The following is a 13,454-nucleotide window of genomic DNA, read 5'->3' as shown; positions in this document are numbered from 1 at the left end:
GAAGAGGTGGGATTCCGCCTCGCCATGCCGGACGCAAGACTGCCCGGGCTCCGGCCGGGCGGATATTCGCCGGCAGCGGCGGCCCGAGCGGTGCATCCCCCGTCACGCGAGATAGGCTTCGCCGCCGGCGGCGACAATGTCCTCCTCGCTCATGCTCCGATGCCAGTGCGAGTAAAGGATCCGCCGAGCGGCCGGCAGGCGGACCTCGTCGCGCAAATGCCGGTAGATGGTGCGGAAGGCATGGAACTCGCAGCCGCCCCAGAAGAACGCGGAGGACACGTCCTCGGGCCAGGGGCAGATGCGCAGCGCCTCGACCAGGCGCGTCGACAGTCCCGGCGCAACGTGACCGCGATGCAGCCAACGCAGCTCGATGCCTGCAGGACGCCGCAGGACCTGTTCGTCTCCGGCGGAACCGATCTCGACGAGCGCGATTCCACGCGCATCATGGGGCAGGCCTGCCAGGATGCGCGCGATACCGGGCAATCCCGTCTCGTCGCCCGCAAGCACATACCAGTCCGCCCGCCTCGGACCATTGGCGGCCGGGCCCAGAATGCCGACGATGCGCCCGGGCCGGGCCTGCATGGCCCACTGCGTCGCCGGACCCGGCGCGTCATGCAGGAAGAAGTCGATCGTCACCTGCCCGCAGGCCGCGTCGATCTCCCTGATCGTATAAACCCGGGAGGAGAGCAGGCCCGATCGCGGCCAGACGATCTTTCCGTCGTCGCCCAGCGTCGGCCATTGCGGTTCCTCGACGCCTTCGGGCTGGAACAGCAGCCGGCAATGGATCTGGTCGGGGCGGTCATAGCGACCGAGATCACGGCCGGAGAAAACGACCCTTCGCAGGCGCGGCGTGACGTCCTCGACGCGCAGGACCCGCAGGACGCGAAGATCGTCCGGAAGCGAGGGGCCGGTCACGTCGCCATGCCATTCGATGCTGAGCTGTTCCGAGCGGGCGATGAAGCCGATCGGCCCGGTGAGCGCATGTTTCAGGCGATTGAGATGGGTCGCCTCGTCCGTGCCGACGAAGAGGTCGAGCGTGTCCGCCCGCGGGCTGAGCATCGCTGCGCCAAAGGGGGAGGTGACGGCGTAGCCGGATCCCGCGGGGGTGACCGCCATGTCATGGGTGGCGATCGAGTCGAGGATGGCAGGCAGGAACGCGGCGACGCGGGGAAACGGGATCGCAGCCGAGGCCGTGAAGCGGCGCGTCGCCAGCTCGTGCGGGAGGTCGGTTTCCGTCGTCATCGCGCAGCTCCGTCGAGGCTGATCCATAAGGGGCCGTCGAGTGGCAGCGACAGGAAGCGGCGATTGAGTTCGGCCAGCGTTGCGGATGGATCGAGATCCCGGCAACGCTCCGGATGAAGCCATTTGGCCGCAAGCTCGACGAAGATGATGTTGAGCAAGGGGACGGTGATCAGGCCCGTCCAGATGCCGTGAACCCGGCCGTCGCGGACCGCTGGCAGCGATGCGAAGCCGGTTTTCTGGGTCAGCCGCCGCAATCCGCCGCGACCCGCTTGCTCGTCGAGGCCTGGCCCGATGGCCGGGCGCATGCCGGACGCGTAACCTCCTCCGGTTGCGATATAGACCGCCGGCTGCTGGGCAAGCAGATGTTCGATCGACAAGCGGGCCGTCCACGGCGCAGCGAGACCGTCGAGCGAGCGGCCATGCGCATCGGCGAGGAGCTCTCCCCAGATGCGCGTTCCCGCCGCCCAGCAGCACTCGTCATAGAGCGACATGATCTCCAGATAGGTTTTGACCGGTTCAGTGCCGGCAAGGCGTGCGGCCACGGCCCGAAACCTCTGGTCCGTGAAGGCGATGATCTCCTCGGCGCGCGCGCTGGCCCCGAGGAGCGTGCCCCACATGCGCATCACGTCCGGCAACGTCTCGCGCGGCGAGCGCCACGCCGTATCGACCGGATTGGCCCCATTGCTGGCGGCATCGCTGAACACCAGCGGGATCCCGAGCTGCGCAAAACGCTCCACCGCGTCACGCGGATCGCCTCCTGGCGCCATGAAGGCTGTGGCCACGACGAGGTCGGGCTCCAGGGACAGGATGCCTTCGAGCGAGAGCGTGTCGGCGGTCTGCGCGCCGATGACGGCGATGGCGTGCCCCGCGGAGCCCTCGAAGCGCGCGCGCAGCAGGTCGCTGTCCAGGCGATCGGCCGCCGCCCAGCCGATGACGAGCTCCGCGGGGCGAGGATGGAACAACGCCATGGTCAGGAGGTCGCGCGCCTCGAGCAGCACGATGCGCCGTGGTGGGCGTGGCAGGTCCACGCTCCTGCCCAGCATGTCGACCACGCGGATGCTGGTGTCGCGAGACAGGGACGGCTGCGCCATGAGCACGGCTGTCATGCCGAGCATTGCCCGGCGGCTCAAGCTGGACATCGGCCGCTTCACCACCGGTAGCGCAGACCGGCGAGAACCTCGCGGCCTGCCCCGAACTGGCAGTAAAAATTGGAGCTGCAGCTCGTGTAATAGTCCTTGTCGAAGAGATTGGAGACGTTGAGCGTCGCCTCGGCCCCCGTCAGCGATGCATGCAGCCTGGCCAGATCGTAGCGGATCGCGGCATCGACCACGGCATAGCCCGGCGTACGGATCGTATTGGCATCGTCGGCGAAGCTGGCCCCGACAAAGCGAACACCACCGCCGAGCGAAAGGCCTGCCAGCGGCCCCGACGAGAAGCGATAATTCGCCCAGAGCGAACCGAACTGGTTCGGTACGGCCTGGGGCCGCTTGCCAATCATGGTTGCGGCGGGGGAGCGGGTGACCTCGGTGTCGAGCACAGTGAGGGCCGCGATGATATCGAGCCCGTCCACGACCTCGCCGCGCGCTTCGAATTCGAGACCGCGCGAGGAAACCTCACCCTGCTGCACGCTGAAGCCGGGCACCGCGCCCGGCGTCAGCACGTTTTCCTGCCTGATGTCGAAGGCGGAGAAGGTCAGCAGCGCATTCATGAACCCGGGCTGGTATTTCAGCCCCGCCTCATATTGTTCGCCGGTCCTGGGACGGAAGGGCGCACCCGTCGCATCGACCCCGATCACCGGCTCGAAGGAGGTGGAGTAACTGACATAGGGCGCGAGGCCGTTGTCGAAGAGATAGAGCAGGCCCGCCCGATAGCTCGTCTTGTCGCTGGTTTGGCTCTGCTTCGTGCCGGTAAGGCGGTTGAGCGTGGACTGTTCCGTCCAGTCGTGCTGGGCGCCGAGGGTCAGGCGAAAGCCGCCGAACTTGATCTGGTCCTGCAGGTAGAGCCCGGCCTGGCTCAGGTCCTGCTTGCTGTCGATGATCGTCGCCAGCGGGCCGGCCGGCTGGTCATAGCGCGGCGCGACGACATTCAGGGCTGTCGCCGGTCCGAAGCGATAGCGCCAGTTGCTGCCGCCGGTCTGATAGTCGAGCCCGGTCAGGATCGTATGCTCCGCCCCGAAGGTGGTTGTCGGTCGACAGCCGCCGCGCATCCTCGATGGAATTCAGTGCGATACGCGGAATGATGCCCGTGGCCCCAATCGGAGCTGCCATCTGGATCGAGCGGAAATTGATGTCGACCTCGCCATAGCGCAGGCTCGAGTGCAGGCTCACCGTATCGTTGAAGCGGTGCTCGAAGCTGTAGCCGACGCCATATTGCTCGCGCCGGAAACCATCGAAGCCGGGATCGCCGATATTCAGGTCCCGGTTGAGATAGCCGCGATAGGCCGGAGCCAGGAAACGCGGATAGAGCGAGTTGAAATACCCACCCTGCGGGTCGCGCTGGTAGAAGCCGGAGACGGTCAGGCGCGTCTCGGCACTGGGCTGCCAGGTGAAGGCCGGCGCGATTCCGAAGCGCTTCTCTTCGACATCGTCGTAGCGCGTGTCGGCGAGACGGCCGATGGCGCTGAAGCTGTAGGAGAGCTTTCCGTCGCGATCGACCGGTCCCTGGCTGGTGAAGCCGCTTTGGACCCGGCCATGGCTGCCGGCCTCGATGCGCAGTTCGTTATAGGGCGCGGTGCTCGGCATCCGGCTGACCTGGTTGACCAGACCGCCGGGGCTGATCTCACCGTACAGCACGGCGGACGGGCCTTTGATGACGTCGATCCGGTCGAGCAGGAACGGATCGATCGAGGTCACTGCGAAGGCCTGCCCGCGCGGCAGCTTCAGGCCGTCGAGAAAGCCGACGAAATCCGTCGAGGTGCCGAAGCCGCCGAATCCGCGCAGGAAGACGCTGTCATAGCGCGAGGTTGCATCCCGCTCGGAGAGGACGCCGGCCGTGTAACGCAGGGCATTGCCGACCGTTTGCGGGTTCTGGTCGTCCATTTGCTGCCGGGTCACGGTCGAGATCGCTTGCGGCGTCTCGATCACCGGCGTCCTGGTCTTCGTGGCGGTGGTCGTGCTGCGGCAAAGATATTCGTCCCGGCTGTTGTCCCGTTCTCCGGTCACGACCAGCGTGTCGAGTTGCATGGCCGCATCGCCGGCGCGCGATTGGCCGCGGGCCTCCGATGCGGCCAAGGCTGCGATGAGGCAGGCTGAGGTGGAGAGACGAGAGATCCGAGGATTCATGGCGGCGGCCCGGCAAGTGAGTTCATCTCCGCCTAAACAAAACGGGACTGACCTGTCCAGTTTATTTTTCTTTGTTTTCAAGCTTCTAAACTAGGGCTGTATCGGCTAAGACGGCGTCATGTCACCGCCTGCGCCCTCTCGCGCGTCGCCGAACGCCGCGCCCACGCTAAAACCCCGCCGTACCGGAAGGGGCGGCAGGCCGTCCAAGGCGCGGGAAGGCGAGATCTCGGACGAGATTCTCGACCTGGCATCCGAGATGTTCGCGAGCCAGGGCTATGCGGCCATGTCGGTCGAGCGGCTGGCGGTCGCCTGCCGGGTCGGCAAGGACACGATCTATCGCCGCTACCCCTCCAAGCGAGCGCTGTTCGACGCGGTCGTCGAACGTTTGCGCTCCCGCGTCCTCAAGCGCCTGGAAACCGTTGCCGCCGAGCAGGGAACGGCGATCGAGCGCCTGCGACGGACGGCGCGCTGGTTCCTGACCGTCAATGTCGAAGCCGAGCTGGTGGCTCTGAAGCGTATTGCCTTCAGCGAGGCGGTTCTGCTTCAAAACGTCCCGGCGCCTGCTTCTCGTGATCCGATCATGGAGGGTCTGGTCGAGATCATCCGTGAGGCGCAGGCGGAAGGGGCGATCGCAAGCCTCGAGCCCGCTTTCCTTGCCGTGCAGCTGATCCACGCCGTCGCGACCGGTCCCTCGATCGAGGCCATGCTTGGCGGCAGCGCCTATGCGACGAGCGCGGCACAGGATGCCTTCTTCGACAAGGCATGGGTGCTGTTCATGGGCGGAGCTGCCGGCGTGCCGCGATAAGCGCGCGGATTCGCATGCGACCGCGGCCCCGCCACCTTGCTTGCGCTTGCTTGATCATCGGACCGGATATCGTATCCAGTCCGATGATCTAACCCTTTGTCTTTGCATCGGCTTTGCCCCGAAAACCGCAATCCACTTTTCGGGCCGATGCTTTAGGACAGGGTGGTCGCGCCCCCGAAGGCAGTTCTAGCCGCCGGGAGATTTGCGACGCTTCCAGGAATGCTTCGTCGTGGCTGACGACGACGAGCGCGCCGTCATAGGCGCGCAGCCCGGCCTCCACAGCCTCGATCGAGTCGATGTCCAGATGGTTCGTCGGCTCGTCGAGCAGGAGCAGCGGAGGAGGGGTCTTTCCGCCGAGAACGCAGGCGAGGCCGGCACGCAGCATCTGTCCACCGCTGAGGGACGAGACACGCTGAAGCGCGGCATCGGCCCTGAACATGAAGCGGGCGAGCGCGGCCCGGCAGGCATTTTCGTCGGCCTGCGGATTGATCCGAAGGAAATTGTCCCTGATCGAGAGCGCTGGATCGAGCAGGCTGACGCGCTGGTCGAGCATGGCGAAGCCGGTCAGGACGCGCACGCTCCCCGCCCAGGGCCGCAACTGTCCGGCGATCAACGCAAGCAAGGTCGTCTTTCCCGAGCCATTGCGGCCGGTGACCGCGAGGCGCTCCGGGCCGGTCACCGTCAGGGAGAGGTCGCGGAGAATCGGCCGCTCCCGCTCATGGCCTGCGCTGACGCGATCGATCGTCAGCACGGTTCTGTTCGCCGGCAGCCCTGTCGAGGGCAGGGTTACAGAGAGCGGCTGCAGAATCTCGATGCGCTCGCGTGCGGCAGTCGCGGCCGCCAAGGCCTGCGAGCGTCTGTCCTCGGTGAGGCGGGCATTGCCGCCTCCGCTGTCTTCGCTGCGATCCTTCTGCAGGCCCAGCGCGATCCGTGGCATGCCGCCCTTCGCCCCTGTCCTGCGGCCGGCCCCGTCCTTGCGGGCCTTGCGTTCGGTTGCCGCCTGGGCCTTGCGGGCCAATTCGGCGACATGTTTGTCGGCGTCCGCGAGATCGTGCTGCGCGGCCGCGAGCTCGAGCGCCTTGCGCTCGCGATAGGCGCTCCAATTGCCGCCATAGCGCGTCGCACCCAGCGAGGTCAGTTCGACGATGGCATCCATGGTCTCGAGCAGTTCGCGATCATGGCTCACGACGATGGCACCAGAGCGCCAGTTGGCGAGGAGATCGATCACGGCGCTCCGGCCTTCCCGGTCGAGATTGTTCGTGGGTTCGTCCAGCAGGAGGAAATCGGGTTCCGCGAAGATAAGCGCAGCGAGGCTGGCCCGCGTGCGCTGCCCGCCGGAAAGCGCGGTCAGACGCATGTCCGGTTGCGCATCGAGCCCGACCTGGGCGAGGGCGGCCGACAGGCGCGCCTCAAGCGTCCAGTCGGCTTTCCCGAGTTCGTCGATGGTGGCTTCGCCCCCTGCGGCACGGCGCAGAAGCGCCAGCGCGTCGGTCGCTCCAAACAGCCCCGCGATCGTTTCGTCCGCTGAGATCTGCACGGCCTGGCGCAGGACGCCGAGCGTTCCGCTCACGGAAACGCGCCCCGACTGGGGGGAGAATTCGCCGGCGATCAGCCGGAGAAGCGATGTCTTTCCGATGCCGTTGCGGCCGACGAGGCCAACGCGTTCCTGCCCGAAACTCAGGTCGAGGTCAGGGAGGAGAGAGCGGCCGTCAGGTGCCGACAGCGTCAGATGGGACAGGATGATGGAGGCAGGCATGAACACGGATCTCCCCAGGGGCAAGGCGGACGGGCTTTGCGGTCGGGGTGAAATCCATTGCTGCAGACATCCTGTGGGAACTGATAACCAGCGTCATCTAGCCTTGCGCCCCTTGGGGATCAAGCGTCGTGCCCTTGCAGCTGAGGTGAGCTGGCTCAGCCTCGAAAGATCACCTGACGCGCGAGCCAGATGATCACGGCCGCAACAAAGAGCCCGGTGAACAGCTCTATTGCCCCGCCGAGATACGGCGTTGCCAGCAGAGCGGCCTTGAAGCCGGGGAAGAGCAGGTAGAGCGCCCAAAGCCCGCAATAGGCGAGGGTGGCGAGGAGTACGGTCTGCCCGGTTCGCGACTTCGGCCACATGGCGAATCTCCGAAGGTTCGCATCCAATCTAGCCCGTCATGAAAGTGGAAACGCGAACTCCGCGCCGCTGCCGTCTGCGAACGCAGGCCGGGGCGGGCCTCGCCTTTGGCGCAGGCGGTCGATCTGCACGAGCAGGCCAGAGGCTGTCAGCTAAATGTCAGCTTGCTGAGTGTATGTTTCTTCCAGCGCGGCACATCTTCAGCCCCCCAGCTCTTGTGTCGTGCGTGCATCGGCCCCGCCGTTTCACATGATCCGGCGGGGCTTCGCATGTCAGGGCCTTGCTTGCGCTCACCCAAAGCCTGGCTCAGGCGAAGAGCAGTCCGGGGTTCGGCGTGTAGCGGGCGAGCTTGTCCTGGTCGATGCTGACGCCGAGGCCCGGCCGGTCTGGGATCGTCAGCCAGCCTTCGCCGTCGAGCACGAAGGGCTCGGCGAGGATGCCGTCGACATAGGGGCTGCCGCCAATGAACTCGACCAGATCCGCGCTCGGGAACGCGGCGGCCATCTGCAGGTCGGCTGCGAGGCCGAGCGCCGTGTTCCAGCCATGGCCGATATATTTCACGCCGAAATCATCGGCCATCCAGGCGATGCGGCGCTGCTCCGAGAGCCCGCCGACCTTGGTGACGTCGGGCTGGACGATGTCGACGGCGCCGCGCGCCAGCCAGGGCAGGAAGGCCTGGCGCCGCGTCAGCACCTCGCAGCCCGCGATCGGCACCGGCGAACACAGCCGCAGCTCGCGATACTCCTCGATCGCGTCGGGCCGCACCGGCTCCTCGAACCAGCCGACATCGAAATCCGCCAGCATTTCCGCGGTGCGCTTGGCCCATTTGAAGCCATGCGGCCAGAGCGCATCGCTCGCGCCGGCATCGACGAAGAGTTTTGCCTTGTCGCCGGCGGCCTCCCGCGCCGCTCGCACGATCGCTTCGTCGAGCCCGGTGTCCAGCGCCCGGCCGAACGGCCCCCAGCCGATCTTGAAGGCGGTGAAGCCCTTGTCGCGATAGGTCGCGATCACCTCGCGCATCGCCGCCGGCTCTTCCATCAGCAGCGAGCAATAGGGTTGCACGCGGCGGCGATAGCTGCCGCCGAGCAGCCGCCCGACGCTGAGCCCGGTCGCCTGGCCGAGAATGTCCCAGAGCGCGATGTCGATGCCGCTGATCGTATGGGTGAGCGTGCCGCCGCGTCCCATCCAGAACGTGTTCTGGTGCAGCCGCTCGCTGAGATGATCGGGGGAGAGCGCGTCCTCGCCGAGGTACAGCGGCTCGAGCACCTTGAGCCCGGCCTGCACCAGCCGCCCATCCGTGAACGAGCTGCCATAGCCGATCAGCCCCTGGTCGGTATGGACCGCGATCAGGGCATGGATCGAGTCGTCGGGCCGGATCTCCGCCGACCAGCCGCCCTTGGGGCTGTCGCCGAAGAGCGGGGCGGCCTCGATCCGGGTGATCTTGAAGGGGGGCAGGCTGGCAGGGCGCTGGGTCGTCATGGCTAGGCTCGTCTGGGAAACAGTCACGCTTCGTCCCTTTCTGCGCGGCGGCGGGCAATGATGGCTTCGTAATCCATGGCCTGGTTCATCACGGTGATGTGCTCGTCCAGCGCGGCGCGGATCGCCGCGATGTCGCCGGCCTCGAACACCACGAGCAGATCCTGGTGCTCCTCGACGACGCCGAGCATCGGTTTGCCGAAGGTCGCCAGGCCGAAAATGATGGTGAATTGCCGTGACAGCGTCTCCCAGAGATCGAGCGTCACGCTGTTGCCGCCGAGTTCGCAGAGAGCGCGGTGGAACAGCGTGTCGGCTGCGGCGACGCCATAGGCATCGTGGCGGGCCGCCATCAGCTCCATTTCCGCAACCGCCCTGCGCAGCGGGTCGAGATGGTGGCCGCGATTGCGCCCGGCCGCCGTCGCCCGCCCCATCGCGCTGGCTTCGAGCGCGATGCGGGTTTCGATGAGGTCGGCAACCCGGCCATTCGTCACCGGGCGCAGCCGGATGCCCTTGTAGGGCTCGTTGACGACGACGCCCTGGCTCTCCAGCAGCCGCAGCGCCTCGCGCACCGGCACGCGGCTGACGCCGAGCTTGCGGGCGAGTTCAGCCTCGACGATCCGGTCCCCGGGCAGGATCAGGCCGGCGGCCGCGCCGGCGATGATGGCCTCGATCGCCTGGTCGACCAGGGTCTGCGGCTGCAGCGGCAGCCAGCCCGTGCCGCGCGATACCGGCCTTGGCGCCTCCGCCCTCGCATTGGTTTTTGTCTGCTGCATCTTCGTCTGCTGCACTTGCCTCGCCCTGCGGCGGCCTCACTTGACTAATCGTAGAATCGTATACGATCATACGATCACAAGAGCAAGGAGGGGGTAGGGATGGTCACCGTTGCCGAGAGCCGCATTCGCTGCGAAATCGATCTGGATGCGCCAGGCCGCCAGGCCGGCTACCTGAAGGCGCCGCTCTCGCGAAACACCTCCGGCTGGGGCACGGTCGAGATCCCGATCATCTCCGTGCGCAACGGCGCCGGCCCGACCGTGCTGTTTACAGGCGGCGTCCATGGCGACGAGTATGAGGGTCCGATCGCCATCTCCCGGCTCGCGCGCAGCCTGGATGCTGGCGCGATCCAGGGGCGCGTCATCATGATACCGGCGCTGAACATCCCGGCCGTGATGAACGATACGCGGCTGTCGCCGGTCGATAACCGCGACATGAACCGCTGCTTCCCCGGCAATCCGCGCGGGACCTTCTCGGAGATGCTGGCCCATTTCGTCGATGCGGTGCTGCTGCCGCATGTCGATATCTCCGTCGACCTTCACACGGCCGGCCATTCCGGCGATTCAGCTCTGTCGACGAACATGCATTACGTCGCCGATGCCGGGCTCCGGGAGCGCACCATGGCGGCGGCCGCGGCCTTCGGTGCTCCCTATAATGTCGTGTTCTGGGGCGTCGACGAGGGCGCGACGCTGACATCCTCGGTCGAGCGCCGGGGCATCCTCTCGCTTGGAACCGAACTCGGCGGCTGGGGGCGCGTCAATGTCGAGGGCGTGCGCATCGCCGACCGTGCGCTGCTCAACATCCTCAAGCATTTCAAGCTGATGGAGGGCAGCCCCGATACGCGCCAGCGCGATGGGGCGCAAGGCACCCGCCACATGATGGTCCGCAACTCTGCCGGATACAGCTTTGCACCATCGGGCGGGCTGTTCGAGCCGAAGAATGTCGTCGGCGACATCTGCCGGGCCGGCGAACTCGCCGGGCTGCTGCATTTCGTCGAGGATGTCGACCGGCCACCGATCGAGCTTCGCTACCAGCTCGACGGCGTCCTGTGGATGTCGGCCGGTCCGGGCCGCGTCCAGCGTGGCGACGCCGTGGCCGTGGTGATGGAGGATTACGACGAGACCCGCGCTGCCCAGTGACGTCCTGAATAATCAAAAAGGGGAGATCAGGCATGAAAAAGCACAGCATTCTCGGCCACGCGCTTGCAGCAACCATGCTCCTGTCGATGCAGGTCGGAGCCTCCGCCCAGCAGAAGGGCGGGGACGTCGTCATCGGCATCAGCCAGGCGCCGCCTTCGCTCGATGCGCAGATCACCTCGGCGCAGGCCTCGCGCAATGTCACCCTGCATATCTTCGAGACGCTCTACGCCCGCGACGAGAACGCCAAGCCGGTGCCGGAGCTGGCCGAGGGCGTCACCATCTCGCCCGACGGCAAGACCTATGTCTTCCCGATCCGCAAGGGCGTGAAGTTCCATAACGGCAAGGAGCTCGACGCCAATGACGTCGTCGCCTCGCTCGAACGCTACCGCAAGATCGGCGCCTCGCTGGCCCTGGTTTCGGCGATCGACAGCATCAAGGCGACCGGCCCCCATGAAGTCACCATCACGCTGAAGCAGGTGCAGGCGACATTCCTCGACAACCTGTCCTCGCCGCGGGCGCCGCTGGCGATCTATCCGGCGAGCGAGGCCGCGAAAGAGGCCGGCAAGATCGAGATCATCGGCACCGGCCCCTATAAATTCGTCGAGTACAAGCCCGACAGCCATGTGAAGCTCGCCCGCTTCGACGGCTATGTGCCCAATCCCAAAGGTACGGGCCGCGATGGTTTTGCCGGCAAGAAGGAAGCCTTCCTCGACACTGTGACCTTCCGCTTCATGCCTGAGGGTGGCGCTCGCACCGCAGCGCTCGAATCCGGTCAGATCCAGTTCAACGAAACCGCGGATGGGCCGACCGCCAAGCGCCTCGGCAGCGATCCGCGCTTCGCGATCCACAAGGTGGTGCCCTTCGGCCTCCAGGTGATCAAGTTCAACCACGCCGAGGCGCCAGGCAACGACAAGAATTTCCGGCTCGCCGTCCAGGCCGCGTTGAACATGGACGACATCATGAGCATCGCCTATTCCGACATCAACCAGATCGACCCGAGCTGGCTCTATCCCGGCGCACCGTTCTACAGCACGGCCGGCAGCGCCAAGTACAACAAGGCCGATCTGGCTGAGGCCAAGGCGCTCCTGGCAAAATCCTCCTACAAAGGCGGCAAGACCACCTTCATCGTCGACAACCTGCGGGCCAATGTCGACACCGCAACCGTGTTGCAGGAACGGCTGAAGGAGATCGGCATCACTGTCGATATCTCGATCGCCGACTGGCCGACGGTCTCGAAGATCGGCTTCACCCCGCAGGGCTGGACCTTCTGGACCCACGGCTTCGGCATCGAGCCCTTCGAAGGGCCGGCCTCCGTCATGGCGCCCTGGGTCAACGGTCTCTCGCAGCAGGCCAAGGACCCCGTCATCGACGAGCTGGCGGCGTCGCTCGGCAGCGAGATGGACGAGGCGAAGCGCAAGGCGCTGTTCGACCGCTTCCAGACCCATATGTACGACAACGCGGTCGCCATGAAGGCCGGCAATTACGGCGTCTTCCAGATCAGCACTGCCAAGCTGAAGAACTTCAAGCCCTACCGCATCCCGCGCATGTGGGGTGTCTGGCTCGAGCGCTGACGCCAGCCCGCGGGCGCGTCAGACAGCGCGCCCGCAGATCGGCCCGCTATATGCCGGCCCGCCGCTGGCGGGCTGCGCGGCTGCGCCTTCTCGAAGCGGAACAACTGATGGCAAGCTTTATGATCCGGCGGATCGCCAGCGCGATCCTGGTGCTCGCACTGGTCTCGCTGATGTCCTTCGCCCTGATCTGGCTGGTTCCGGGCGATACGGCGGCCGCCTTCCTCGACGCCTCGGCCACGCCCGAGCAGGTCGCGGCGCTGCGCACCGCGCTCGGACTGGACAAGGCGCTGCCGCTGCAGATGGCGGAATGGTATGGGCGCGTCCTCAGCGGCGATCTCGGGCAATCCGTGCTGCTGAACCGCTCCGTCGCCGGCGCCTTGCTGGAGCGGCTGCCCGTGACGCTCTCGCTCGCCAGTTTTGCACTCGCCATCGCGATTGCGCTCGGCGTGCCCGCCGGAGTGGCTGCCGCCGTCTTCCATAATCGCTGGCCGGACCAGCTTTTCATGACGACGGCGCTGCTCGGCCTCTCCGTCCCCGATTTCTGGCTGGGGCTGGTGATGGTTCTGGTCTTCGCCGTCTCGCTCGGCTGGCTGCCGAGCGGCGGTTTTACCGCTTTCGGCACCGACCCGCTCGGCTGGCTCAAGACGGTCATCCTTCCCGCCTTCACGCTCGGGCTCGTGCAGGTCGGCTTCATCGCCCGCATGGCGCGCGCCTCGATGCTGGAAACGCTGAACCAGGATTTCGTCCGCACGGCCAATGCCAAGGGCCTGTCGCGCTTCTACATCGTGGTGCGCCACGGCCTGCCCAACGCCATGATCCCGATCCTGACCGTGATCGGCATCGTCGCCGGCGCGCTGCTCGGCGGCACCGTCATCATCGAGCAGGTCTTCTCGATTCCGGGCATCGGCCGGCTGATCGTCGGCGCCATCGCCTCCCGCGACTTTCCCGTGCTCCAGGGCGGCCTGCTTTTCCTGGCGGTGGTCTATCTCCTGATCAATCTGATCGTCGATCTCCTCTACGCAGTCGTCGACCCGCGGGTGAGGCTGTCCTGAC

Annotated in this window: 12 protein-coding genes; 4 read left to right on the top strand and 8 right to left on the bottom strand. The window is 66.3% G+C overall.

The window, feature by feature from the left end; translation table 11 throughout:
- Window positions 1-102 precede the first annotated feature (102 nt).
- Genes AB4118_RS04490 through AB4118_RS04475 form a run of 4 tightly spaced genes read right to left on the bottom strand, consistent with a single transcriptional unit; the run spans window position 103 to window position 4,424 of the window.
- Window positions 103-1,242 carry a siderophore-interacting protein gene (locus AB4118_RS04490; RefSeq protein ID WP_441488601.1) on the bottom strand — a complete coding sequence of 380 codons (1,140 nt, stop codon included), beginning with the start codon at window positions 1,240-1,242 and terminating at the stop codon, window positions 103-105.
- A complete protein-coding gene (locus AB4118_RS04485) occupies window positions 1,239-2,381 on the bottom strand; it encodes an ABC transporter substrate-binding protein (RefSeq protein ID WP_441488600.1) in 1,143 nt (380 codons plus the stop codon). The genes AB4118_RS04490 and AB4118_RS04485 overlap by 4 nt, the downstream gene beginning before the upstream one ends.
- An 8-nt stretch (window positions 2,382-2,389) precedes the next feature.
- Window positions 2,390-3,397 (bottom strand): TonB-dependent siderophore receptor, encoded by a 1,008-nt coding sequence (locus AB4118_RS04480; protein WP_441488838.1) that lies wholly within the window; start codon window positions 3,395-3,397, stop codon window positions 2,390-2,392.
- On the bottom strand, window positions 3,306-4,424 hold the full coding sequence (locus tag AB4118_RS04475; RefSeq protein ID WP_441488599.1) for a TonB-dependent siderophore receptor: 1,119 nt from the start codon (window positions 4,422-4,424) through the stop codon (window positions 3,306-3,308). Before AB4118_RS04475 ends, AB4118_RS04480 begins: the two co-directional genes overlap by 92 nt.
- A 217-nt stretch (window positions 4,425-4,641) precedes the next feature.
- On the opposite strand from AB4118_RS04475, the gene AB4118_RS04470 reads away from it, so the two are divergent.
- Window positions 4,642-5,328 (top strand): TetR/AcrR family transcriptional regulator, encoded by a 687-nt coding sequence (locus AB4118_RS04470; protein WP_441488598.1) that lies wholly within the window; start codon window positions 4,642-4,644, stop codon window positions 5,326-5,328.
- 88 nt (window positions 5,329-5,416) lie between these two features.
- Here the strand turns inward: AB4118_RS04470 and AB4118_RS04465 are convergent, their stop codons facing one another.
- The 4 genes from AB4118_RS04465 to AB4118_RS04450 all read right to left on the bottom strand — a co-directional run bounded on the left by AB4118_RS04465 (window position 5,417) and on the right by AB4118_RS04450 (window position 9,693).
- Window positions 5,417-7,084, bottom strand: coding sequence for an ABC-F family ATP-binding cassette domain-containing protein (locus tag AB4118_RS04465; protein WP_441488597.1), 1,668 nt, complete (start codon window positions 7,082-7,084; stop codon window positions 5,417-5,419).
- A gap of 155 nt (window positions 7,085-7,239) precedes the next feature.
- Window positions 7,240-7,446 carry a hypothetical protein gene (locus tag AB4118_RS04460; RefSeq protein ID WP_441488596.1) on the bottom strand — a complete coding sequence of 69 codons (207 nt, stop codon included), beginning with the start codon at window positions 7,444-7,446 and terminating at the stop codon, window positions 7,240-7,242.
- Window positions 7,447-7,750: 304 nt separating this feature from the next.
- Window positions 7,751-8,923: a mandelate racemase/muconate lactonizing enzyme family protein gene (locus tag AB4118_RS04455; protein WP_441488595.1), complete on the bottom strand. Its 1,173-nt coding sequence runs from the start codon at window positions 8,921-8,923 to the stop codon at window positions 7,751-7,753.
- Window positions 8,924-8,946: 23 nt separating this feature from the next.
- The gene (locus tag AB4118_RS04450) at window positions 8,947-9,693 is read right to left on the bottom strand and encodes a GntR family transcriptional regulator (RefSeq protein ID WP_441488594.1); all 747 of its coding nucleotides are present in this window, start codon (window positions 9,691-9,693) and stop codon (window positions 8,947-8,949) included.
- A 99-nt stretch (window positions 9,694-9,792) separates the two neighbouring features.
- On the opposite strand from AB4118_RS04450, the gene AB4118_RS04445 reads away from it, so the two are divergent.
- From AB4118_RS04445 to AB4118_RS04435, 3 genes are all read left to right on the top strand, one after another.
- Window positions 9,793-10,830 carry a succinylglutamate desuccinylase/aspartoacylase family protein gene (locus AB4118_RS04445; RefSeq protein ID WP_441488593.1) on the top strand — a complete coding sequence of 346 codons (1,038 nt, stop codon included), beginning with the start codon at window positions 9,793-9,795 and terminating at the stop codon, window positions 10,828-10,830.
- A gap of 32 nt (window positions 10,831-10,862) precedes the next feature.
- Window positions 10,863-12,401, top strand: coding sequence for an ABC transporter substrate-binding protein (locus AB4118_RS04440; protein WP_441488592.1), 1,539 nt, complete (start codon window positions 10,863-10,865; stop codon window positions 12,399-12,401).
- Between the two features lie 107 nt (window positions 12,402-12,508).
- Window positions 12,509-13,453, top strand: a complete 945-nt coding sequence (locus tag AB4118_RS04435) for an ABC transporter permease (protein WP_441488591.1) — start codon at window positions 12,509-12,511, stop codon at window positions 13,451-13,453.
- The last annotated feature ends 1 nt before the right edge of the window (window position 13,454 follow it).

Source organism: Allobosea sp. 2RAB26, assembly GCF_052115465.1.
Lineage (GTDB): Bacteria > Pseudomonadota > Alphaproteobacteria > Rhizobiales > Beijerinckiaceae > Allobosea.
This window is presented reverse-complemented; position numbering and strand designations above follow the sequence as displayed.